20 protein-coding genes are annotated in these 22,919 nt (G+C 56.0%); 15 read left to right on the top strand and 5 right to left on the bottom strand.

From position 1 onward, the window contains the following. Nucleotides 1-42: 42 nt before the first annotated feature. Entirely contained in the window at nt 43-1,440 is a 1,398-nt protein-coding gene (gabP, locus tag AAF463_RS21210; RefSeq protein WP_192234944.1) for a GABA permease, read from the top strand. A 32-nt stretch (nt 1,441-1,472) separates the two neighbouring features. Here the strand turns inward: gabP and AAF463_RS21205 are convergent, their stop codons facing one another. Further along, nucleotides 1,473-1,799, bottom strand: coding sequence for a hypothetical protein (locus tag AAF463_RS21205; protein WP_101761446.1), 327 nt, complete (start codon nt 1,797-1,799; stop codon nt 1,473-1,475). Between the two features lie 233 nt (nt 1,800-2,032). Between AAF463_RS21205 and AAF463_RS21200 the strand changes: the two genes are divergently transcribed. Beyond that, the gene (locus AAF463_RS21200) at nt 2,033-3,313 is read left to right on the top strand and encodes a glycoside hydrolase family 10 protein (RefSeq protein ID WP_101761776.1); all 1,281 of its coding nucleotides are present in this window, start codon (nt 2,033-2,035) and stop codon (nt 3,311-3,313) included. Between the two features lie 33 nt (nt 3,314-3,346). Here AAF463_RS21200 and AAF463_RS21195 read toward each other — a convergent pair whose 3' ends face one another. Continuing rightward, entirely contained in the window at nt 3,347-4,267 is a 921-nt protein-coding gene (locus AAF463_RS21195) for a LysR substrate-binding domain-containing protein (RefSeq protein WP_101761445.1), read from the bottom strand. A 143-nt stretch (nt 4,268-4,410) separates the two neighbouring features. Between AAF463_RS21195 and AAF463_RS21190 the strand changes: the two genes are divergently transcribed. From AAF463_RS21190 to AAF463_RS21155, 8 genes are read left to right on the top strand one after another with little or no spacing between them, the layout of a single operon-like run. Then, the gene (locus AAF463_RS21190) at nt 4,411-5,358 is read left to right on the top strand and encodes a PDR/VanB family oxidoreductase (protein ID WP_350262417.1); all 948 of its coding nucleotides are present in this window, start codon (nt 4,411-4,413) and stop codon (nt 5,356-5,358) included. Beyond that, on the top strand, nt 5,355-6,536 hold the full coding sequence (locus tag AAF463_RS21185) for an amidohydrolase family protein (protein ID WP_350262416.1): 1,182 nt from the start codon (nt 5,355-5,357) through the stop codon (nt 6,534-6,536). Before AAF463_RS21190 ends, AAF463_RS21185 begins: the two co-directional genes overlap by 4 nt. A 7-nt stretch (nt 6,537-6,543) precedes the next feature. Further along, nucleotides 6,544-6,999 (top strand): RidA family protein, encoded by a 456-nt coding sequence (locus AAF463_RS21180; RefSeq protein WP_101761775.1) that lies wholly within the window; start codon nt 6,544-6,546, stop codon nt 6,997-6,999. 14 nt (nt 7,000-7,013) lie between these two features. After that, nucleotides 7,014-7,892 (top strand): creatininase family protein, encoded by an 879-nt coding sequence (locus AAF463_RS21175; protein ID WP_350262415.1) that lies wholly within the window; start codon nt 7,014-7,016, stop codon nt 7,890-7,892. Between the two features lie 9 nt (nt 7,893-7,901). Next, nucleotides 7,902-8,873: an ABC transporter substrate-binding protein gene (locus tag AAF463_RS21170; protein WP_137386931.1), complete on the top strand. Its 972-nt coding sequence runs from the start codon at nt 7,902-7,904 to the stop codon at nt 8,871-8,873. After that, nucleotides 8,870-9,703, top strand: a complete 834-nt coding sequence (locus AAF463_RS21165) for an ABC transporter ATP-binding protein (protein ID WP_192412919.1) — start codon at nt 8,870-8,872, stop codon at nt 9,701-9,703. The genes AAF463_RS21170 and AAF463_RS21165 overlap by 4 nt, the downstream gene beginning before the upstream one ends. Then, complete coding sequence (locus tag AAF463_RS21160) at nt 9,700-10,500, top strand: ABC transporter permease (protein ID WP_350262414.1); 801 nt, start codon at nt 9,700-9,702, stop codon at nt 10,498-10,500. The genes AAF463_RS21165 and AAF463_RS21160 overlap by 4 nt, the downstream gene beginning before the upstream one ends. 54 nt (nt 10,501-10,554) lie before the next feature. Next, nucleotides 10,555-11,943 carry an FAD-binding oxidoreductase gene (locus tag AAF463_RS21155; RefSeq protein WP_350262413.1) on the top strand — a complete coding sequence of 463 codons (1,389 nt, stop codon included), beginning with the start codon at nt 10,555-10,557 and terminating at the stop codon, nt 11,941-11,943. 55 nt (nt 11,944-11,998) lie between these two features. On the opposite strand, the gene AAF463_RS21150 is transcribed toward AAF463_RS21155, so the two are convergent. Continuing rightward, nucleotides 11,999-13,855: a hypothetical protein gene (locus AAF463_RS21150; protein ID WP_350262412.1), complete on the bottom strand. Its 1,857-nt coding sequence runs from the start codon at nt 13,853-13,855 to the stop codon at nt 11,999-12,001. Between the two features lie 320 nt (nt 13,856-14,175). Continuing rightward, on the bottom strand, nt 14,176-16,155 hold the full coding sequence (locus AAF463_RS21145) for an autotransporter domain-containing protein (protein ID WP_350262450.1): 1,980 nt from the start codon (nt 16,153-16,155) through the stop codon (nt 14,176-14,178). 448 nt (nt 16,156-16,603) lie between these two features. Between AAF463_RS21145 and AAF463_RS21140 the strand changes: the two genes are divergently transcribed. Continuing rightward, a complete protein-coding gene (locus AAF463_RS21140; protein ID WP_350262411.1) occupies nt 16,604-17,890 on the top strand; it encodes a PAS domain-containing methyl-accepting chemotaxis protein in 1,287 nt (428 codons plus the stop codon). A 38-nt stretch (nt 17,891-17,928) separates the two neighbouring features. Here the strand turns inward: AAF463_RS21140 and AAF463_RS21135 are convergent, their stop codons facing one another. Next, on the bottom strand, nt 17,929-19,257 hold the full coding sequence (locus AAF463_RS21135) for an FAD-binding oxidoreductase (protein ID WP_110866955.1): 1,329 nt from the start codon (nt 19,255-19,257) through the stop codon (nt 17,929-17,931). 197 nt (nt 19,258-19,454) lie between these two features. On the opposite strand from AAF463_RS21135, the gene AAF463_RS21130 reads away from it, so the two are divergent. The 4 genes from AAF463_RS21130 to AAF463_RS21115 are packed head-to-tail and all read left to right on the top strand — an operon-like array spanning nt 19,455 to nt 22,836. Next, a complete protein-coding gene (locus AAF463_RS21130) occupies nt 19,455-20,357 on the top strand; it encodes a metal ABC transporter substrate-binding protein (protein ID WP_350262410.1) in 903 nt (300 codons plus the stop codon). After that, nucleotides 20,354-21,160, top strand: coding sequence for a manganese/iron ABC transporter ATP-binding protein (locus AAF463_RS21125; RefSeq protein WP_350262409.1), 807 nt, complete (start codon nt 20,354-20,356; stop codon nt 21,158-21,160). Before AAF463_RS21130 ends, AAF463_RS21125 begins: the two co-directional genes overlap by 4 nt. Beyond that, the gene (gene sitC / locus AAF463_RS21120) at nt 21,144-22,007 is read left to right on the top strand and encodes an iron/manganese ABC transporter permease subunit SitC (protein WP_101761431.1); all 864 of its coding nucleotides are present in this window, start codon (nt 21,144-21,146) and stop codon (nt 22,005-22,007) included. Before AAF463_RS21125 ends, sitC begins: the two co-directional genes overlap by 17 nt. Then, entirely contained in the window at nt 22,000-22,836 is an 837-nt protein-coding gene (locus tag AAF463_RS21115; RefSeq protein WP_101761430.1) for a metal ABC transporter permease, read from the top strand. The genes sitC and AAF463_RS21115 overlap by 8 nt, the downstream gene beginning before the upstream one ends. Nucleotides 22,837-22,919: the final 83 nt, after the last annotated feature.

Below are 22,919 nucleotides of genomic sequence, written 5' to 3'. Positions count from 1 at the left end.
CGGCTGCGCGTCGCGCGGCCTGAGAGACGCTTTGGAGAAACATTGATGAGTTCACAGAATGCCGATGTACTGGCGCAAGGCCTGAAGCCGCGCCATGTACGGATGTTATCGATTGGTGGCGTGATTGGTGCCGGATTGTTTGTTGGCTCTGGCCATGCGATCGCCGAAGCCGGCCCGGCGGTACTGCTGGCCTACATCGCCGCGGGCGCGTTGGTGGTGCTGATTATGCGCATGCTGGCCGAAATGGCGGTGGCATCACCGGATTCCGGCTCTTTCTCCACCTACGCCGACAAATCGCTGGGCCGCTGGGCCGGTTTCACCATCGGCTGGCTTTACTGGTGGTTCTGGGTGTTAGTGATCCCGCTGGAAGCCAACGCCGCTGGCACCATCCTGCATTCGTGGTTTCCACAAGTTCCGGTATGGGAATATACGCTGGCGATCACCACGTTCCTGACCATCAGCAACCTATTCAGCGTCAAAAACTATGGCGAGTTTGAATTCTGGTTCGCCCTGCTGAAAGTGGTGGCGATTGTCGCATTTCTCTGCGCGGGTAGCTTAGCGGTGTTTGGTTTGATGCCGGGCAGCAGCACGCAGGGGATCTCACATCTGTATGACACGCAAGGCTTTATGCCTAACGGCATCGGCGCGGTGCTGGCGGCAATCCTCACGACCATGTTCTCTTTTATGGGTACTGAGATTGTCACCATTGCCGCCGCCGAATCGCGCGAGCCGAAGAAACAAATTACGCAGGCCACCAACTCGGTGATCTGGCGCATCGCGCTGTTCTATCTGCTGTCGATCTTCATCGTGGTGGCGCTGGTGCCGTGGAATACGCCGTCGCTGATGAAAGCAGGTTCTTACCAGACGGCGATGCAGATGATGAACGTGCCTTACGCTAAGCAGATTGTTGATGTGGTGGTGTTGATTGCGGTGTGTAGCTGTCTCAACTCTGCGCTGTATACCGCATCGCGCATGATCTATTCGCTTTCACGTCGTGAAGATGCGCCTGCCGTCGCGTCGCGCACCACCCGCAGCGGCACGCCGTGGGTAGCGGTGTTGCTCTCCACGGCGGCGGCCTTCCTCGCGGTGATCGCTAACTATCTGGCGCCGAGCGCAGTATTTGAGTTCCTGCTCGCCAGTTCCGGCGCCATCGCGTTGCTGGTGTATCTGGTGATCGCCGCGTCTCATCTGGTGCTGCGTAAAAAGCGCGAAGCGCGCGGTGAAATCCTCAGCTATCGCATGTGGCTGTTCCCTGGCCTGACGTGGGCGACGATGGTGTTCATCGTTGGCGTGTTGGTTGCCATGCTTTTCAACCAACAACACCGTCCAGAGATTATCGCCACCGGCCTGTTGACGCTGGGTGTCGTCGCCGCCAGCCGTATTGTGCATCGCAAACGCGTGGCGCGGAAAAACGAGGAGATGGTGGCGTTACGTTCGTAACGCATGACTTCCAGGCAAGGATGCCGCGGAACTTAGTCGTACTGCACGTCGATGCTGATGGCTTCTTCCTGCACGTTGAGGTTTATCGCGCATTTACGCCACACCGGCAGACCGTTGGTCATATTGTTATCCACGAAGTACTGCTGAAAATCTTTCAGCGCCTCCGAGAGATCGCCTATTGCGCGCGCATCGGGTTCAAACCAATCCGGTTCACCGTTTTCATCGATGTAATCGAACTGAAACTGCCCGCCATCATCGTCCGCAAACAGTTCAGCCTGAACGATCAATTCCCGCGCACCTTGCGGGCCACAGCTAAAGATGATCTGGCCGATACGGCGATAAAGGTCTTCGTATTGCATAGGTTTTGGGTTCCTCAAATAAATTTACTGCGTGCAACTCATTGCGACGCTACAAAATCCCGTACTTATCCGTAGCGGCGCGATTCATCGTGCAAACCATGACACCATTATTGACTTTAGTTCGCATGATAAGAGAATGAGGCTCTTCGAACAGAAAGTTGCAAAAAAGAGAGTTTATCATAGCCTGTTCACATCGTTTTCCCTGGGTTAACACCTATAAAAAATCCGCTGCGCTGGTCGCCATTGCTGTCGCCCTCTCACTGGCCAGTTGCTCCTCGCCGCCACCGAAATCGCTGGTCACGCCGTTGCCGACGGTCACCAAACCGCCAATGCCGACTAAACCAGCGCTGAGCAAAGAACCGGTACGCGGCGTGTGGCTCACCACCGTTTCACGCCTCGACTGGCCGCCAATCAATTCCGTGAATGCCAGCCCGGCCAACCGCATCCACCAGCAGCAACAGGCGTTGACCGATAAGCTAGATAAACTGAAAAGCCTCGGCATCAATACGGTATTTTTCCAGGTAAAGCCGGATGGCACCGCGCTGTGGCGCTCCAGCATCTTGCCGTGGTCAGATATGCTCACCGGCAGGATTGGTGAAGATCCCGGCTACGATCCGCTGAAATTTATGCTGGATGAGGCGCACAAACGCGGCATGAAGGTGCACGCGTGGTTCAACCCATATCGCGTCTCGACCAACGTCAAACCTTCCACGGTTAACGCGCTGAATAATACGCTTGCGCTGCAACCGGCCAGCGTATTTGTGCTGCATCGCGACTGGATCCGCACCGCCAGCGACCGCTTCGTGCTCGATCCCGGCATCCCCGCCGCCCGCGACTGGATAACCAGCATCGTTGCGGAAGTGGTGTCGCACTATCCGATCGACGGGGTGCAGTTCGATGACTATTTCTATACTGAAACGCCCGGTTCAACCCTCAACGACAGCGCCACGTTCCGCCAGTATGGTCAGGGTTTTGCATCGAAAGCTGACTGGCGGCGCAACAACACGCTGCTATTAATTGAGCAGGTGTCGCGCACCATCAAGCAACTGAACCCGAACGTAGAATTTGGCGTCAGCCCGGCAGGCGTGTGGCGCAATCTGTCGCATGATGCGGCGGGCTCCGACACGCGCGGCGCGGCCGCCTACGACGAAGCCTACGCCGATACGCGTCGCTGGGTGCAAATGGGACTGCTGGATTACATCGCGCCGCAGCTTTACTGGCCGTTTGCGCGCCAGGCCGCCCGTTACGACGTGTTAGCCCACTGGTGGGCGGACGTGGTGAAGCCAACGCATACGCGACTCTATATCGGTGTGGCGCTGTACAAAATCGGCGAAGCGTCGAAAAGCGAACCTGACTGGACGGTGAACGGCGGCGTGCCGGAGTTGCAAAAGCAACTCGATCTCAACGAGTCGCTACCGCAAATTAACGGCACCATTTTGTTCCGCGAAAATTACCTTAATCAGCCACAAACCCAGGATGCGGTGAATTATTTGCGCAGCCGTTGGGGCGATTAACATTATCGTAAGGTCGCCATTCAAGGCGACCGATTACGCCAGCAACTCCTCACTCTGCATCAATGCAAAAAACGACTCCAGCTCGCGCAGCATCATCGAAGCGGCAATCGAAAGCTGGCGCTGCGGCGCAACACACAGCGACAAGGTAAATGGCTTCAGCACCGTATCGATCAGCGGGATAAACTTCAGTTCACCGCGCCGATACTCATCAACGATATCCAGCCAGCACATCAGGCTTATCCCCACATCATCGCGCACCAGTGAACGCAGCATATGAATGTTATTGGTGCGCGCCACTTCGTTGATCTTAATGCCCGAACTGTTGATCAGCGCCTCCAGCGGATCGGCCAGCATCAGCGGTGCGGCGGGCACGATAAATGGCCAGGATTCGCAGTGGCTGAAACGGATCGACTCCAGATTGGCCAGCGGATGTTGACTGCTCACCACAATTCCCAAACGTAAATCGGCAAACGACTTCACCAGCAACTCGCGCGAACTTTGCGGATTAAGCATGATGCCGAAATCCGCATCGCCCGAGGTCAGCGCATTGGCGATGTGGATGTTGCTCATGGTGGTCAGCGTGAAGGAGATGCCGGGATAGTCGCTGCGAATGCGCTGCAAAATCGATGAAAAAAAGCCGCGATTAATCGCATCAATGGTGGCGATATGCACATGGCCGTGACGTAATCCGCGCAAATCATCCAGCTGCGTGCAGACGCGACCAAAATCCCGCTGCCAGTTTTTCGCCGCATTCAGCAGGATCTCACCCGCTGCGGTCATACGTAATCCTGATGGATGGCGCTCAAATAGCGGCATATCCAGCTGTTCCTCCACGCGCAGGATCTGCCGATCAATTGAGGATGCCGAGACGTGCAGCACCTCAGAAGCCTTGCGCAGCGAACCCTGGCGGGCCACCTCAGTGAAATAGAGCAGAAATCGGGAGAAGGCGAACATAAGGGGTGCTCTCTTTTTTGCAACGCATCATGCGAATTAAACAGATGGACGCTTACACTTGGGCAAAATAATAATCGCTGCCATGATTAAAACAAGGGTTTGCGCGGCCTCCCAACCGACGACATCCCTGCTCAGGCATATAGATGATGAAATCCACTCCTCTCGCCGTCACCGTCATCGCAAAGCAGTTCAACGGTGCAGGCAATGTGTTACTGACGCTGGCGAATCGCAGCGGGCAGCCGCTGCCTGCTTTCACGCCCGGCGCGCACATCGATGTCATTATTCCTGACGGCGGTAAACGCCAGTATTCACTCTGCTCTGCGCCAGCCGAGCATTATGAAATCTGCGTACGTCTGGATGAGTGTTCAACCGGCGGATCGCGCTGGCTGCATCAGCAATTAACCACCGGCGATAAGCTAGAGATATCCGCGCCACGTAACCACTTTCCGCTGCCGCACGCGTCGCGCACGCTGCTGTTTGCCGCCGGCATCGGCCTGACGCCGCTGTTGGTGATGGCCGAAGCACTGGCGGCGCGTCAGGCGGATTTCACCCTGCACCTTTACCTGAAACACGCTGACCAACTGGCTTTCAGCCAACGTCTGCGCAGTCTCGGCGCGCGCGTGGTCATTCACTACAGCAGTGAAGGCGACAGCCTGCGCCAGCGCGTTCCCGAGGATCTCACCCAGCCAGACAACGCTGCGCTGGTGTTCTGCGGCCCGGCGGGGTTTATGCATCATCTGCAGCAGCTGGCGTTGCAACATGGCTGGGACGAAGCACAGCTGCACAGCGAGCGCTTCCAATCCACATCTCCGCTGATGGCAGGCGCTGCCTTCGAAGTGCAACTCGCCTCCTCCGGCGCACGCTTTGCCGTGGGCGAGCAACAAACCATCGCTGAAGTGCTTGAAGAAGCAGGGATTGAGATTGAACTCTCCTGCGAACAAGGCATGTGCGGCGCCTGCATCACCGGCGTGTTGGCGGGCGAGCCGGATCACCGTGATGATGTGCTGAGCCAGCATGAGCGTGCGGCCAATGATTGCATCGTGCTGTGCTGTTCACGTGCGCGTTCACCTTTATTGGTACTGGATCTATGAGCGGCTATCCGGGTGCGACCGGCGCACGTTTACCCCGCTGGCTGCTGCCAGAAAACTGGCCTGAAGCCAACAATCAACCGCAGCTGGCGACCTTACATTTCCACGCTGTGGGCCTGCAATTCGAAGCCGACCATGCAGCAGCACCCGCTGATTATCTGCCGCTTCACGGCGCGCTGGTGCTGCCCGCGTTTATCGAACCGCACGCGCATCTGGATAAAACCTTCACTGTTCAACGCAGCCCGGCGCAACAGCCCGGTTTGCTGGCCGCGATTGCTGCCATGCATCAGGACCGCGTGCACTGGAACACAGCAGATCTGCAGCAGCGCGCTACGCAGGCGCTGCGCTGGGCGGTAGAAGCTGGCGTCGGTTTGCTGCGCACCCACATCGACTGGTTCTCAGTTGATGCACCATTAGCGTGGCAAGTGATTGGCGATCTGCACCATCCGCTGTGCAGCATTGAGCGCGTGGCCCTCGCGCCACTCACCTTCTTTGCCGACGCCAGCGATGCGCAGCATATTGCCGCGCAGGTCGCGACCAGCGGTCCCGGCGCGCTATTGGGCGGCTTTATTCACAGCAGCAACTGGGATGCGCAGGCGTTTCAGCATCTGATGGAAGCCGCCGAATTGTGGCAGCTGGATATTGATCTGCATATTGATGAAGAACTTAACGTCGAGGCGCAGGGATTGCGCTGGCTGGCGCACTATTTGCAGCAGCATCCATTTAGCGGCGCGATCACCTGCAGCCACAGCTGCGCGCTGGCGCAGCAGGACGATGCGCAACAGATTCTTGCCTTACTGGCGCAACACAATGTGACGTTGATTGCGCTGCCGCTCACCAACCTGCTGTTACAGGACGCGGTGCCCGGCCGCACGCCGCGTTTGCGCGGTTTAACGCTGGTGAAAGAAGCGCAGGCGCTGGGCATTCCGCTGCTGCTCGGCGCGGACAACGTGCAGGACGCGTTCTGTCCGTTTGGCAGTTACGACCCGCTCGATACGCTGTTTAGCGGTTTGCTGAGCCTGCAACTGGGCGCGGCCTTTGATCAGGCTTCCGCGCTGATCTGCCAACGCCACGCGCTGCAGGCCAATGATTTGGTGATTTTTCCGCATGTCGATGTGGCGAGCTGGCCATTGCGTCAACGTCAGCGCTATCGGCTGAAAAGGGGTGTGCGTTATGGATAAACAACAGATGGCGCTTGATGCAGGAGCGGGAAAACCGCTGGCGAAATATGCCGCGTGGCGACGCGCGGGCGACTTTATTTTCCTCTCCGGCATTATTCCGGTGAATCCGCAAACCGCCACCATTGTGCGCGGCTACGACGACATTCCCGCAGCGGCGCAACAGCTGCTTGGCCGCACCGGCGAGTTCTCCACCGATATTAAAGAGGGGCCGATTCTGGCGCAGAGCTGGTACGTGCTGGAGAGCATCCGCACCACCATCGAAAGCGCCGGTGGCCAGATGAGCGATGTCTTCAAACTGGTGCAGTACTTCCGCAATCTCGACCATTTTCCCCACTACAGCCGGGTACGTAAGCAATTTTTTCCCGATGCGCCGCCGGTTTCTACCGTGGTGCAGGTGAGCGAGATGCTGCCGAGTCCGGACGTCTTAATTGAAGTTGAAGCCACGGCGTGGTTGCCGCAATAACACGAGGAGTTCAAATGTTTCATGGTTATATTCCGGCAAACCGCTTTTTGCCGTACCTGAGCTGGACCGACATCGCCACGCTGGAAAATAAAGCCAACACCGTGATCGTGTTGCCGACCGGCGCGATTGAGCAGCACGGCCCGCATTTGCCGTGCGCGGTGGATAGCGTGATCGCCTCCGGCGTGGTCGGCCATGCGCTGGCGCGCTTACCGGCGGAAATCCCGGCTTACGCCATTCCGCCGATCACCTATGGCAAATCGGATGAGCATCTGCATTTTCCCGGCACGCTAACGCTGACCGGCGAAACCTTGCTGCACACCATTCTGGAGATTGGCGAATCACTCTATCGCGCCGGTTTCCGCAAGTTCCTGATGGTTAACGGCCACGGCGGCCAGCCGCAGCCGTTGCAGATGGCGGCGCGCGAACTGCGTCTGCGCCACGGCGACATGATCATCATCATGCAAGACACCTTCAAAGTGCCGAACTGCGCGGAAAGCTTTATGGACGACAAAGAGCGGCAGATGGCGATGCACGCGGGACATGCCGAAACCGCGCTGATGCTGGCGCTGGCGCCCGATACCGTGCAGATGGAGAAAGCGGTGGCTAATTATCCGCCGGCATTCCCCTGCCCGACGCTTTCGACCAACAAACCGATGGCGGCGTGGGCCTCCTACGATTTCGGCCCGAGCGGCGTGATTGGCGATCCTTTGCCCTCCACGCTCGAGCAAGGTGCAGCCATTCTCGATTCACTTGCAGAAAGCTGGGCGCAGGTGATTACCGAAGTGCACCAGATGACATGGGTAACCCGCGCCGAACCGGCGTGGGGCACCGGCCAGTGGCAAGGCAAAGTATTAGATCACCATGACGCAGCCGCCTTTTTACCACCTCGCTAGGGAATAATGATGAAAAAGACATTGAGCACTGTTGCCGCGCTTGCGCTGGCACTCTCGGCCCCGAGCATGGCGGCGGAGAAATTCACCTTTATGACCAACTGGTATGCGCAGGCCGAACACGGCGGCTTCTATCAGGCGCAGGCGCAGAATCTGTATCGCGATGCCGGCCTCGACGTCACCATCAAGATGGGCGGTCCGCAGGTGCATACCATGCAGCTGATGGCGGCCGGTCAGGCCGACTGCATTATCAGCGATAACATGCAGGCGCTGGAAATCTGGCAGCAAGGCGTGCAGGCGATGCCGGTTGCCACCACCTTCCAGCACTCGGCGATTGCCTTTCTCACCCATCCGGATGTGAAAAACCAGGCCGATTTGCAGGGCAAAACCTTCCTGCTGGCGGCGGAAGCCTATACCTCATATTGGCCGTGGGCGCAGAGCGCGCTGAAGCTGAAAAATGCCCGCGTGCGTCCTTACACCTTCAGCATTCAGCCGTTCCTCGCCGATAAAAATCTGGTGCAGCAAGGCTATATCACCTCCGAACCGTTTGCGGTGCAAAAAGCCAATGCGCAGGCCAATGTTTACCCGATCAGCGATTGGGGTTATCCGCCGTACGGCAACAGCATCGTGTGCATGAAATCGACCATTGAGAAACGGCCGGCTGCGGTGGCGGCGTTTGTGAAAGCGTCGATGCAGGGCTGGAAAAACTATCTGCAAGATCCTGCCGCTGGCAACGTGCTGATCAAGAAAGAGAACCCGCAGATGAGCGATGAACAGATCGCTTTCGGCATCGCGCAGATGAAGAAATACCAGATGCTGACCGGCGGCGATGCGCAAACCGGTGGCATCGGCATCATGACCGAAGCGCGCCTCAAGCAAACCTGGCAGCTGCTGGTCGATACCAAGCTGATCGATGCGGCCAAAGTGCCGTTTGACGGCAGCTACACGCTGAAATTTATCCAAGACGTCAAGGTTCTGCCATGAATAGCGCCAGCCATCTAACGCTGCTGCATCCCGATGCGCAAGCGGTGCCGCGTTCTGCGGCGCCACCGGCGATTGAGGTGCTTTCAGCGGAGAAAATTTATCCCAACGGTACGCGCGCACTGCTGCCGGTCGATCTCACCATTCGTCAGGGCGAATTTGTCTCGCTGCTCGGTCCGTCCGGCTGCGGCAAAAGCACCTTGCTGAAAATGATCGCCGGGCTGATTGAGCCCACCGATGGCAAATTAATGCTGTTTCGTCGCGATCGGCGCGAAAATCAGCGCGATCTGCCGCTGTCGTTTGTGTTTCAGGAAGCGACGCTAATGCCGTGGAGCAACGTGCACAAAAACGTGCGTCTGCCGCTCGATTTGGCAGGCGTGCCGCGTGCCGAAGCGGACACCCGCGTGCGCGAAATCCTCGAACTGGTCGGCCTCGGCCAGTTTGGTCACGTATTGCCGCGCGAGCTTTCCGGCGGCATGCAGATGCGCGTGTCGATAGCGCGCGGTCTGGTCACGCGCCCGAAGGTGCTACTGATGGATGAGCCGTTTGGCGCGCTGGACGAGATCACCCGCAACAAGCTGGACAGCGATCTGCTGGATTTGTGGCAAGAGCAGAAGCTGACGGTGGTGTTTGTCACCCACTCAATTCAGGAAGCGGTATTTCTGTCGCAGCGGGTGATTATGATGGCGGCGCGCCCCGGACGCGTGGTAGATGACATCCGCATTGAAACCACGTTGCCGCGCGACGATGAGTTCCGCGTCAGCCAGGATTTCACGCATTATGCGCAACAGTTGCAACGCGGCCTGCTGGCGGCGAGCAAGGAGAGTCAATGATGAAACCCTTAGCGTCCCATCGACAATTTCAGCAGTGGCTGTTCCCCGCCATCGTCGCGGTCGCCTTGCTGCTGCTGTGGCAGTTTCTGGTCACCACCTTCAAGGTGCCGGTGTTTCTGGTGCCGTCGCCGCTAGTGGTGGCGCAAAGTCTGGTGCAGAACTTCCCGACGCTGTTTATGTCATTGCTCTACACCCTGAAAATCACCGTTATCTCCTTTGCGGTGGCGATTGTGATTGGTTCGATTGTGGCGTTTCTGCTGGTGCAAAATCGTTTTATTGAGACCGCCCTTTTTCCCTATATCGTGTTCTTGCAGGTGACGCCGATTGTCGCTATCGCGCCGCTGATCATCATCTGGGTGAAAGACACCACGTTGTCGCTGGTGGTGTGCGCCACCTTAATGGCGGTGTTTCCAATAATTTCCAATACCACGCAAGGTCTGCGCAGCGTGTCACCAGGATTGCTGAGCTATTTCCGCCTCAATCATGCGTCGCGCATGCAGATTCTGCTGCGCCTGCGTATTCCTTCAGCGCTGCCGTACTTTTTTGGCGCGCTGCGCATCTCCAGCGGCTTGTCGCTGATTGGCGCGGTGGTGGCAGAGTTTGTCGCTGGCACCGGCGGCACCGATACCGGGCTGGCGTACCAGATTTTGCAGGCCGGTTATCAGCTCAATATCCCGCTGATGTTTGCCGCGCTGCTGCTGATTTCACTGGCAGGCTTCCTGCTGTTCGCGCTGATGTCGTGGCTAACGCGCCGCGTGCTGGCGGCATGGCATGAGAGTGAATTGAGCCCCAGTTAAGAAACACGCATGCGCCGTAGCGGCGCAATAACCCTTTTCACACAGGAAATAAACATGTCTGATTCCGATCGCCAGTCTGCACTGGCGGCGCTGGTCGCGGCGTTGCCTGAACTCGACTGGATCAAAGAAGCGCCGAAGGTCAAACGTCTGTCGCGCGATTTTCACTGGTTCAGTCCGGTCTTGAAACCGCAGCTGGAAGCGAAGTTTGCCGAATTGGCGGTGCGTCCGCGTGATGAGCAGGAGCTGGCACTGATCGTGGCAACCTGCGCCAAACAGCGCGTGCCACTCAATTTGCGCGGTGGCGGCACCGGTAATTACGGTCAGTTGATTCCGCTGCACGGTGGCGTGATGGTTGATATGACGCGTCTTAACGCGGTGACCGCCGTCGGCCACGGCACGGTGCGCGCGCAGGCAGGCATTCGCCTTGGCGACCTCGAAGCGCATACCCGTCCACTTGGCTGGGAGCTGCGCTGCATGCCCTCTACCTGGAAACTGGCGACGCTCGGCGGCCTGTTTGGCGGCGGATTTGGCGGCGTGGGTTCGATTAATTACGGTCCGCTGGCCGCGCCAGGCAACGTGTTGTCGGTGCGCCTGATGACCATGGAAGAGACGCCGCGCATTATCACCCTGCAAGCGCCGGATGCGCTGCTGCTGCATCACGCGTACGGCAGCAATGGCATCGTGCTGGAGATTGAACTGGCGCTGGCACCGCGCCACGACTGGATCGAACGTCTCGACACTTTCAACGACTTCCCTACGGCGATGGCCTTTGCCGATGCGCTGGCCCGTTCGCCAGGCATGGTGAAGCGCCAAATCGCCGTGTTCGCCGCGCCGGTGCTTGATTACTTCAGCGATCTGGCCGATGCCGATGTGGCGGGCAAACATGGGGTGATTTCAGTGGTGGGCAGCGAAAGCGACGGGCTGTTACCTGCGCTGCTGAGCCAACATGCGGGCCGCAATGCGCTGCATTTTGCCGCAGGGGAAAACAGCGGCCATTCGCTGATCGAATATTGCTGGAATCACACCACGCTGCAGGCGCTGAAAATCGATAAGACGCTAACTTACCTGCAAACTGCTTACACGACGGATAACTATTTGCAGCAGGCGTTAACGCTGGAAGCGCAATTATCCGATGAGGTGATGTCGCACATTGAATTCTTACGCGATATGAAAGGCAGCATTACCTGTAGCGGTTTACCGCTGGTGCGTTATCAGGACGAAGATCGCCTCAACGCGATTATGGCTACTTACCGCACGAATGGCGTGAATATTAATAATCCACATGTGATTCATATTGAAGATGGCAAACAGGGCATGGTGCGTGCTGATGTGGTGGCGATGAAACGCGCCTGTGATCCCCACAATTTATTAAATCCCGGCAAATTGCGCGGCTGGGAAGTACGCGATACGTTACCGGATGTGCATATCCCTGGCGTGAATTAACCACGTAGATTTTATTATTGTCGAGCCAGCAACCTCGATTGCTGGCTCGATAAAATTAATAGGGATCGGTAGCACTGTGCAATTCAATACTGCGCTCCGCTCCATTGACTCGAACTTTTAAGAACCGACGCGTTCTCCATGTTCCATCGGGATTTTGCACGCTCTTTTCGAACACCGGACCATGCAATAACAACTCTTTATTGTCGTTGTACCCAAAGCCAACTTGTTTATTACCAATCCAGTGCTGTTCAAAGGCAACAACTTTCTCCGCATTAAGTCTGGTGCTCTCTTCGGCGCTACAGGCCGTGAAGCTTTTACGGAAAATAAAGCAATTTCCAGCCTGGTATCGGTCTTTGCCATTGGTATCGACTAGCGCAATGGAATAGGCGGTAAAGCCCGCAATTTTCACATAGAGTTTGGTTCGGGCACCATTACCCGAAATATGCACTTTGGTCACCGGACTGGAACCCTCGCCGTACCAGCTGCCAATAGAATCTGCACCATTTCTTGCCTGCAGATAGATATTTGCCACGCCTTCCGGCGTACGGCTACTAAAGTCAGTTTGGGTTTCACTTTGTGAGAGGAATTGTGCGGTGCCAATAATTCGCACATGTATTTGCGAGTTGGCATTAGAGAAGGCGAATTCCCCGACATAAAACCACTGTTCAGCCTCCTTACCCTGATTATCCATGTGATACTGCGAGGAGATATAGTCATAGCTCAATGAACCTTGCGCAACGATTCCCCAATCCGACATCTCCAGTACGCCACGATCGCCTTCACCGATAAGCGTCCACGGCTCAATACCTTCGGTACTGTAATCGAATCCGGCACTTTGGTTATGAATACTTTTTTGAATAATAGTGGCGCGGCAATAACCCAGTTTTAATGGGTTATCGGTGGATTCAATCGCTAATCCCTCAATCACCCACTGGCCATTGGAGAGATCACCAGCAAATTCGGAGTGTTCAATCCAGCCGTTGCGAATAAAGGATTGCGTACAGCGCGGAAGATCCAATACTGGCTTCTTCGTGCTGCCTTGTAAGTTAAAATTCGACAGCTCAATTGCCGTAGAGTGATCCCACGCGCCTTGTTGGCGATCGGACCAACGAGCATAAACAATGCTGTCCTGACAACCACGGGAATAGAACTGGTCGATTTTACAATCCAGTGTATCGATAAGATCAAGCGCACGTCCGCCCAAATAGCGGAATTCCATACTGCTGACGCGCAAGAACTGGCCGCCGATAATGGTGTTGGCATAGAAACCGACATTATTGAACGCCGTGCCGCCATCACCACCGCTGTCCGAACTCTTGCCTTTCACAACCAGCCCAGAAATTTCGGCATAGCGTGCCTGCACTTTAAAGAAATGTTGACCGCGAGGTTTGGTATCCCAGTCGAAAAACAACGTCGTTGTTGGAAAATAACCGAAATTGACCGCCGCACCGGTCACCTTAAAACGGTTAATTTCTTTATCTGAGATATCAAACGTCGACATACTAAATTCGCCCGCAGTAAAACGTATCCCTGCTGATGGCAACACGCGCTGCGACCAGTTAAACATACGTTTTACCGCCTCGATGCAGTCGGTTTTCCCGTCAGGCACCGCGCCAAAATCCAGCACGGTGACCGAGTTATAATCCAGTATCACCCTTTTCCAGCGTTTCTTTCCCGCTGTCACAATCACCAACCCACCATCGTCTGGCGATGTGGTATCTGTTGCGTCATAAACAAATACGCCGCCGCCAGCTTTAGTTCCGCGCTTATATTCCAGCACCGTAGCGAGTTCACCGCCGGTGGTAGGTTCGGTGGCTTTGAGCTGTTCGATATCTATGACCTGAATAACCGGTGCCGCCGCCGTGACAGTATTTTGTGGTGTGGTATTCGTATTGCTGGACGCATTCGCCATGGTGTACCCCTTAACTATTAAGAGAAAGTAACTGCACCATCGAGTATAAGTAACTGAAAATTAATGTGTTGATGCGTACCACGCTAACTGGGGCATTTGACTTATGTGATTTTTGCATGGCCAGACAACAATATGATTAGTGGAAAAAAGCGTAGCGGCAGCGAGGCGATTTACAGATTAATCGCAGACAACTTCTTTATTTACATGGCACGAAACAGGAGAGGTTACGCGGAATTACAAGGTTGATTGCTAAGCAGAGAAAGCATTTGTGATCGTTATAAATTAACAGGCCAGCAACTAACAGTTACTGGCCTGCATGCTTAGAACGTGGCGTTCACACCGACATTCCAGGTCACCTGATGATAATCGCTATTCCCACCGACGGTTGAAACCCCGGCAAACGCATTCACCGTTTCGCCGAGCGGCACGTTGGCACCCAGCGACAGATCCAGCCAGTTTTTATCGCGCGCCTCGACGCTGCGTTCAAACGAAGTACGCGTTGATTTCAACCCGGCACGCACCGTGGAATCGGTATCGCCAAACTGATGGTTGTAGCTCACCTGTGCCCAGGGATTAACCACCCACTGTTTGCTGTCGATGCGCCAACCCACTGAGCCAATCTGTGAATGGGTGGTTTGATCGGAGTAGCGCATTGCGGTACTGCTGTCGCTGTTCTCGCTATAGCCGCCGACGCGACCGTAATCCAGCGCGTAACTGGCAACCGGCCCGGTGCTGAGATTTTCAGTAATTGGCAGCGTCCAGCCAGTCTGCACGCGCATGCCGAGCAATTTACCGCTGGTGCTACCCTGCTCGGTACGTTTGGCCGGGCCGATGTGGATATCACGCTCGATGCTGTCGAAATCGAGATCGGCATAATGCAGATCGGCGTTAATCCAGCCCTGATCGAACACCGTCAGCTGGCTGTAAAGCGCCACCAGATTGCCGCGTAGTTTGTAGTCGTAGTTCGACGAAGGTTCCTGGCGCTGATTGGTGTTGGAGAACAGCACACCCGTTTGCCAGTTGTCGGTGAACTGATAGCCGATACCCAGCGTTAAGTTGGTGGTGTTGGCATTTCCGTCGCTCCAGCTGTCGCCCTGATAATCGACATGTTGCCCGGCATAGCCGCCAAATACCGTGAACTTTCCGGCGCTGGCGGGCTGTTGACGCTGCTGCTGCAAATGTCCATCCAGCGTGTTTTGCGTATCACGCGCCATCATCAGTGGCGATTGTGATAACGCCGCCACCTGCGCTGGCGCATCCAGAATCGACTGGATGTAATCGGCAATCATCGCGTGCACCGCTGGGCTCGGGTGCAGACGATCGGCAAACAGATAATCCTGCGCCGTGGAGAAGCCCGGCGTGCTGGATTGACACTCATCCGCTGAGGTGCCAATCGGACAAGCGATGCCAATGGTGTTGGTTAAGCCATATTGGGTTGGATTGGCGATCACTTCATCGAACAGCCCGGCGATATCCACGCGCACAATATTGCCATTCAAGGTCGCCAGCCCCGCTTCTTCCTGCTGGTTATAACCGTCGGAGAGCGCCGTGACCTGCTCGCTCAGCTCCTGCCATGCGTTATAAAGCTGTTGCGCCAGCGCGTCACGCACCGCTGGAACCGACGAAACTTCGCCTGCCGCTTGCGTGAAGGCATCCTGCACCGCTTGCTGTCGCGCGGCTTTATTTGGTGTGGTCACGCCATCCAGTGACTGAAACGCCGCCACCATCGCCGGTGTGGCTTCACTTCCCAGCACGCGCAGCACGGTTTGAATCATATAGGGCGTTGAGCCGAGCTGCGGCACGGTGGGCACAATCACCGCGCCCGCGCCGGCATCCAGCAGGGTTTTAATTTGCGCAACCGATTGATTGGCGCTGTTGCTGATGGTTTCACTGGCGGTAAAGGGATTGGTGACGGCAACGGCGATGTCATTGGCACCGACCCAATGAATATACAAACCGTTGCTATCCGCGCGACCGCCGGTTGAAGCGAGATAACCCGCCAGTTGGTCCTGGGTGTTTAAATCAGGATCGAGCTTGGGTACCGAAACTGCGCCACCCTGCGCATAATTGCTGCCGCCTAACGTTGAGCGCTGTAAATCCTCCCCCAAATGCGCGGCAAGAATCTCATCATATAAAGGATGTTGTGCACCGTCGAAGGTAAAGCGGCCTACGTTGCCGCTATCACTCAGGCTATCGCCAAACACGGTCAGACTGTCCCATGCCAGCGCAGGTGCGGGCGTCAACAACGCAGTGAGTGTGGCGATGGCGACGGCAGAAAGCGCAGATTTGTGGTTGTTCATCATCAACTCCGTGATGGGCCAGAGATGCAGCGTCTGACCGGCAAAAGGTAAGGTCCGCGCATCAAGCGAACCCGCAACATCGCATCAGGAATGCGTTAAGAAAATATCAAGGACGTTTAACTATTTAGTCAGGAAGGGGGCGTTATGCCAGTTTGCAGCGGCAAATAAACTCAAGTTTATTAACAGCCCTTTTACATGCATTTAAATTAAACCTTTAAATAAGGCCGCCGATAACTAGTGTTGCGGAGTGCGAGTACGCTCTGAGCGCTACATTTGAAAACATCAGGTAGGTTAATTACATACCCCGTGCGGCGCTGCGGCGCACAGAGACACTTAAGTGTACGGCGAAGGGGAATCTGCGGGCAGCATAGGTGACGCATGTTGAGCGTGACCAATTTTGCACTGCACGCATTACGTTCAACAGCACAATAATCACCTGAGGCTTCCCATGTTTGGTGTGAAAAAGTCGAGTCTTTCTTTGCCGTTTTATAAAAGTGGCGATGTGGCTAAAGATATCAATGCGATCAAACAGCATGTGGCATGGATTGAATTTACGCCTAACGGCGAGATTCTCACCGCCAATCACCTCTTCCTTGCCACCACCGGCTACCAGTTAAATGAGATTCAGGGGAAGCATCACCGCCTCTTCTGCAGCCCGCAACACAGCCAATCCTCGCGCTATCTCGCCTTCTGGCAAACGCTGGCGTCTGGCGAATCGGTGACCGGCATTTTTGAGCGCTTCAATAAGCTAGGTCAGCGTTTCTATCTCAGCGCCACCTACTTCCCGGTGAGCGATGACAAAGGCCAGGTTTACAAAGTGATCAAGGTGGCATCGGATATCACAGAACGTCATCAGGAGCTGGAGGATAAAGAAGCGGTGATCACCGCGCTGGATCTCTCCATGGCGGTGATTGAGTTCACGCCGGACGGACAAATCCTCACGGCCAACAATAACTTCCTTAAGCACATGGGATATGAGCTGGCTGCGGTTGTAGGGCAGCATCATCGCATGTTCTGCTTCGATAATTTCTATAGTGAAAATCCCGACTTCTGGCGCAAAATGGCCAAAGGCCAGCACTTTGTCGGCCGCTTCGAACGCAAAACCGCCGGCGGCGAACGCATCTGGCTTGAGGCCAGCTACAACCCGGTTTATGACGCCGATGGCAAGGTGTACAAGGTGATCAAAATCGCCTCAGATATCACCGCGCGCGTGGAAGCCGCCAAGCGCGTGGCCGACATCGCGCTGACGACCTCAGAAGAAACGTCACAAATTACCGACAACGCCAACGAGGTGCTGGACGAAACCATCCGCAATTCAGGGTTGGTGGCGCTGCAGGTTAATGCAGCAACGGCGATCGGGGGCGAGCTCAACGCCTCGGCGAAAAGCATTAGCGAAGTGGTCGAGACCATCAACCTGATTGCCTCGCAAACCAATATTCTGGCGCTGAATGCGGCAATTGAGTCTGCGCGCGCCGGTGAAGCAGGACGCGGATTCAGCGTGGTGGCGGGCGAAGTGCGACGTTTGGCGGCGTCCACCTCCAGCGCGACGAAGCAGATCACGCAAGTGGTGGAACACAACGCCAGCCTGATTGCGCAGATGGAGCAGCAGCTTAATGAGGTCAAGCAGTTTGTGGTGACCGAGCAGGATAAAATCAGCGTGTTGTCACGCAGCCTGCGAGAAATTAACAGCGGCGTACATGAGTTTGTGAACGTGATTCATCGGTTGGATGTGTAATGTTCGGCCGGTGTGCAACAACGCGCACCGGCCAACCCTCACATCATCTGCGGTTCACGGATCGCCTGACCTTTGGCGAACCGCGCCAGGCTGTACGGCTTCACATCAGTGAACAGCGGTTTGTTATTGACCATCTGCGCGCACAGCAAGCCTGCGCCTGGCCCAATACCAAAACCGTGGCCGCTGAAGCCGGAGGCGATAAACAAGCCCGGTATGCTCGTCATCTCATCAATCACCGGCACTAAATCCGGCGTGGTATCAATCCACCCGCCCCACGCGTAATCCACCTTAATGCCGTTCAACTCCGGATAGAGCTGCACCAGCGCCTGCATCGCTTCCTGCACAATGCCGTTATCCGCTGCCGGATCGAGGGTGCGGATCTTCTCGAACGGCGACTCGCTTTGATTGGACCACGAACCGGCGGCTTCCGGGCCGTTGAAGAACGAGCCGTTGATGCGCACCTTGAGCTTCTTAGCGATCTTGCTGCGATACATCGCATAGAACCTGGTGGCGTAACGGATATTTTGCGGCGCGAGATCAATCTGCCCGCGTCCGGCGAGCGCCACGGTGTAGCTGCCATCCTGACGACGGCGAATACACAACCCGCCGGTGCTGAGACAGCCTTTGATCACTTCAGGCGCCGCCGTGGTTTTGAACGCGGTGCCCAGGATATTGGCGCTCGGCAGTTCAATGCCATATTGCTTGCAGAAGCGCGAACTCCACGCGCCGCCGCAGCAGATTACACGGTTAGCTTTCACCAGGCCACGCTCGGTCCAGACGCCGGTGACGCGTCCGCCAGATACATCGAGGCCGCGCACCGCGCAGTTTTGCTGGATTGATGCGCCGAGATTTTTCGCGCCAGTCGCCATCGCCGGTGCTGCCAGCGACGGCTCTGCGCGACCATCGCTGGGCGACCACACGCCGCCAATCCACGGCGCATTATTGCCGATGCGCTCGCGCGTCTCTTGTGCGGTCATCAAATGGCTGACGAAACCCAGTTGCTGCGCCTGCTTGCCCCACGCTTCCCAGCGCGCCAGATCGCTTTCACTCTGCGTGCCGTAAGTAATGCCCTGCCGCGAGAAGCCGAGATCGAGGCCAATTTCACTGCTCAACTCGTCCCAGCGCTGCAAACTGCGCATCGCCATCGGCAGTTCGTACAGGTCGCGGTTTTGCTGGCGAACCCAGCCCCAGTTGCGGCCGGATTGCTCGCCGCCGATCACGCCCTTCTCAAACAGCGCCACGGAAACGCCCTGCTTTGCCAGTTCGTAACTCACTGACGTGCCAATGATGCCGCCGCCAATCACAATCACATCAACGGATTCGGGAAAGCGTTCACTGTCTGCTACTGCATTGATTTTGATACGCATCGTCTTAAATCCTGTCCGCTTTTTATTGATGTAACCATATTTAATGTTTTAGGGGAAATGCCGTTTAATTCCGTCTTTATGACACTTGCCCCTTTCGTAAATTTTTGTCTTTACACTGGCGTTGTGAACAAAAATGACTCATATAGATAGCATCAGCTATATATTATAGCATTTGCTATATTACTCTGGAGATGATCATGTTCACTCAACGCCTTTTGCCTGCGATTGCCGTTCTGTTGTCACTCAGCGCATTTACCGCGTCAGCGGCTGAAAAACTCAAAGTGGTCACCACCTTTACGGTGATCGCCGATATGGCGAAAAACGTCGCGGGCGATGCGGCGGATGTGACGTCGATTACCAAAACCGGCGCAGAAATCCACGAATACCAACCCACGCCAGGCGATATTCGTCGCGCGCAGGGTGCCAATCTGATTTTGGTAAACGGCTTTAATCTGGAACTGTGGTTCAGCCGGTTTTACCAGCGTCTTAACGATGTACCGCAGGTCACCGTAACGGAAGGCATTGAGCCGATGGGCATTACTGAAGGTCCGTACAACGGTAAACCCAATCCGCATGCATGGATGTCGCCGGATAACGCGCTGATCTACGTCGATAACATCCGCAACGCGCTGCAGAAATACGATCCCGCCAATGCCGCAATTTATCAGGCCAACGCTGAGCGTTACAAAGCGCAGATTCAGCAAACCATCGCGCCGATGCGTGCCGCTGTCGACAAGCTTCCCGCCGATAAACGCTGGCTGGTGACCAGTGAAGGTGCCTTCTCTTATCTGGCGCGCGATTTCGGTCTGAAAGAGCTCTATTTATGGCCGATTAACGCCGATCAGCAAGGCACCCCGCAGCAGGTGCGTAAGGTGATCGATGCGGTGCGCGATCATCAAATTCCTGCCATCTTTAGTGAAAGCACCATCTCTGCCAAACCCGCTCAGCAAGTGGCGCGTGAAGCCGGCATTCATTACGGTGGCGTGTTGTACGTCGATTCGCTGAGCAACAGCGATGGCCCGGTGCCGACCTATCTGGATCTGCTGCGCGTCACCACCGAAACCGTGGTGAAAGGCATCACAGAAGGAAGTCAGAAATGAACCCAGCCGCAGGATTAATCGTCGAGAATGTGGGTGTTACCTACCGCAACGGCCACACGGCGCTGCGTAAAGCCTCTTTCAGCGTGCCCGCAGGCAGCATTACCGCGTTGATTGGCGTTAACGGCTCCGGCAAATCCACACTGTTCAAAGCGATCATGGGATTTGTGCCGCTCTCCTCGGGCGCGGTAACGCTAGCGGGTTTACCGGCCAATAAGGCCCTCAAACACAACATCGTTTCCTATGTCCCGCAGTCCGAGGAAGTGGACTGGAGCTTCCCGGTGCTGGTGGAAGATGTGGTGATGATGGGCCGTTACGGCTATATGGGCATGCTGCGTATTCCGCGTGCCGCCGATAAACTTAGCCTTGATCAAGCGCTGGAGCGCGTGGGCATGAGCGCTTATCGCCACCGGCAGATTGGCGAGCTGTCGGGGGGGCAGAAAAAACGCGTTTTTTTGGCACGCGCGCTGGCACAAAGTGGTCAGATTATCCTGCTGGATGAGCCGTTTACCGGCGTGGACGTTAAAACCGAGGCCGCGATTATTGCCCTGCTAAAAGAGCTGCGCGACGAAGGCCGCACCATGCTGGTTTCCACTCACGATCTCAACGCCATCCCCGATTTCTGCGATCGCTGCGTGCTGGTAAAAAATACCGTGCTGGCGAGCGGCCTGCTGCATGACACCTTCACCGCCGATAATCTGGCGCAGACTTTTGATGGCGCGCTGCATGAGCGTAACGCGGTGTTAATGCAGCTGATGAAAGACAAAAATCCTGACCGGGGAGCGAACCATGTCGTGGATTATTGAACCGTTTGGCTATCAATACATGCTGAATGCGATGTGGATCGCAGCGCTGGTCGGCGCGATTTGCGCCTTTCTCTCCTGCTTCCTGATGCTGAAAGGCTGGTCACTGATCGGTGATGCGCTGTCGCACTCAATTGTGCCCGGCGTGGCGGGCGCGTACATGCTCGGACTGCCCTTTTCCCTCGGCGCGTTTCTCTCCGGCGGGCTGGCGGCGGGCAGCATGCTGTTTCTCAATCAGCGCACACGCTTAAAAGAAGATGCCATTATCGGCCTGATCTTCTCGTCGTTTTTCGGCATCGGCCTGTTTCTGGTTTCACTCAATCCCACGTCGGTGAATATTCAAACCATCGTGCTGGGCAATATTTTGTCGGTCGCGCCCGCCGATATCTGGCAGCTCGGCGCGATTGGCTTTATCACCCTGACCATTCTGCTGCTGAAGTGGAAAGACCTGATGGTGACCTTCTTCGACGAGAGCCACGCGCGCTCGCTCGGTTTGAATACGCTGCGGCTGAAGATCCTGTTCTTTGCCCTGCTCTCGGCGTCCACCGTCGCTGCGCTGCAAACCGTCGGCGCGTTTATGGTGATTTGTCTGGTGGTGACGCCCGGCGCCACCGCCTATCTGTTGACCGATCGTTTTCCACGCCTGTTGCTGATCGCCGTGACCATCGGCAGCGTCACCAGTTTCCTCGGCGCATGGAGCAGCTACTTCCTCGATGGCGCGACCGGCGGCGTAATTGTGGTCGCGCAAACGCTGGTATTTTTAGTAGCCTTTGTTTTCGCGCCAAAACATGGCGTACTGGCTTCGCGCCGCCGTGCGCGTCAGACCATGGAGGACGGCGTAAATGGCTGAGTTATTGTTGAGTCCGTTCCAGTTCGAATTTATGAACATGGCGCTGATCACCACCTTGGTGCTGTCGCTGCCGTGCGCGATGCTGTCGGCGTTTCTGGTGCTGAAAGGTTGGTCGTTGCTCGGTGATGCGATGAGCCACGCGGTATTTCCTGGCGTGGTGATCGCCTGGCTAATTGGCCTGCCGTACGCCATCGGCGCGTTTGTCGCTGGCATGGTGTGCGCCGTCGCTACCGGTTACATCAGTGAGAACAGCCGCATCAAACCCGATACGGTAATGGGCATTGTCTTCTCCGGCATGTTTGGCGCCGGTTTGGTGCTGTATCTGAAATTGCAGCCCGAAGTGCATCTCGACCACATCTTGTTCGGCGATATGTTGGGCATCAGCCTGGCGGATATTATCCAGACATCGGCTATCGCGCTGATTGTTAGCCTGTTGATTGGCATCAAATGGCGAGATTTACTGCTGCACGCGTTCGATCCCAATCAGGCGCGCGCCTGCGGCATCAACGGCAAACTGATGCATTACGGCTTGCTGTGTTTAATCTCGTTAACCATCGTCGCTGCGCTGAAATCGGTGGGCGTGATTTTGTCAATTTCCATGCTGATCGCGCCTGGCGCTATCGCTTTACTGCTGGCGCGTCGTTTCGTGCAGGTAATGTTGCTAGCGATTGGCATTGCGGTGGTGACAGGTTTCAGCGGTGTGTACGCCTCGTTCTTCCTCGATAGCGCGCCGGGCCCAACCATTGTGGTGATCTACGCGGCGCTGTTCGTGCTGGCGTTTTTGTATGTCACGGTGAAGGATCGGCGCACGCAGCAAGTGCCTGGCTAATGATTTTGGTCGCCAGGAAATTAAATCACCTCTAACCCCTCATCTTTGAGGGGTTGAAAACCACTTATATTGACGCACTCCAG

This window comes from Pantoea sp. BJ2 (genome assembly GCF_040255075.1).
In the GTDB taxonomy this organism is placed as follows: domain Bacteria; phylum Pseudomonadota; class Gammaproteobacteria; order Enterobacterales; family Enterobacteriaceae; genus Pantoea; species Pantoea leporis.
Note: the sequence above shows the minus strand (reverse complement) of the source record. Positions and strands in the feature narration are given on the sequence as shown.

Coding starts and splice junctions, on each gene's coding strand:
- AAF463_RS21205 (WP_101761446.1), bottom strand. CDS start 1,799: ATGCAATACGAAGACCTTTATCGCCGTATCGGCCAGATCATCTTTAGC.
- AAF463_RS21195 (WP_101761445.1), bottom strand. CDS start 4,267: ATGTTCGCCTTCTCCCGATTTCTGCTCTATTTCACTGAGGTGGCCCGC.
- AAF463_RS21190 (WP_350262417.1), top strand. CDS start 4,411: ATGATGAAATCCACTCCTCTCGCCGTCACCGTCATCGCAAAGCAGTTC.
- AAF463_RS21185 (WP_350262416.1), top strand. CDS start 5,355: ATGAGCGGCTATCCGGGTGCGACCGGCGCACGTTTACCCCGCTGGCTG.
- AAF463_RS21180 (WP_101761775.1), top strand. CDS start 6,544: ATGGCGCTTGATGCAGGAGCGGGAAAACCGCTGGCGAAATATGCCGCG.
- AAF463_RS21175 (WP_350262415.1), top strand. CDS start 7,014: ATGTTTCATGGTTATATTCCGGCAAACCGCTTTTTGCCGTACCTGAGC.
- AAF463_RS21170 (WP_137386931.1), top strand. CDS start 7,902: ATGAAAAAGACATTGAGCACTGTTGCCGCGCTTGCGCTGGCACTCTCG.
- AAF463_RS21165 (WP_192412919.1), top strand. CDS start 8,870: ATGAATAGCGCCAGCCATCTAACGCTGCTGCATCCCGATGCGCAAGCG.
- AAF463_RS21160 (WP_350262414.1), top strand. CDS start 9,700: ATGATGAAACCCTTAGCGTCCCATCGACAATTTCAGCAGTGGCTGTTC.
- AAF463_RS21155 (WP_350262413.1), top strand. CDS start 10,555: ATGTCTGATTCCGATCGCCAGTCTGCACTGGCGGCGCTGGTCGCGGCG.
- AAF463_RS21150 (WP_350262412.1), bottom strand. CDS start 13,855: ATGGCGAATGCGTCCAGCAATACGAATACCACACCACAAAATACTGTC.
- AAF463_RS21145 (WP_350262450.1), bottom strand. CDS start 16,155: ATGAACAACCACAAATCTGCGCTTTCTGCCGTCGCCATCGCCACACTC.
- AAF463_RS21140 (WP_350262411.1), top strand. CDS start 16,604: ATGTTTGGTGTGAAAAAGTCGAGTCTTTCTTTGCCGTTTTATAAAAGT.
- AAF463_RS21135 (WP_110866955.1), bottom strand. CDS start 19,257: ATGCGTATCAAAATCAATGCAGTAGCAGACAGTGAACGCTTTCCCGAA.
- AAF463_RS21130 (WP_350262410.1), top strand. CDS start 19,455: ATGTTCACTCAACGCCTTTTGCCTGCGATTGCCGTTCTGTTGTCACTC.
- AAF463_RS21125 (WP_350262409.1), top strand. CDS start 20,354: ATGAACCCAGCCGCAGGATTAATCGTCGAGAATGTGGGTGTTACCTAC.
- sitC (WP_101761431.1), top strand. CDS start 21,144: ATGTCGTGGATTATTGAACCGTTTGGCTATCAATACATGCTGAATGCG.
- AAF463_RS21115 (WP_101761430.1), top strand. CDS start 22,000: ATGGCTGAGTTATTGTTGAGTCCGTTCCAGTTCGAATTTATGAACATG.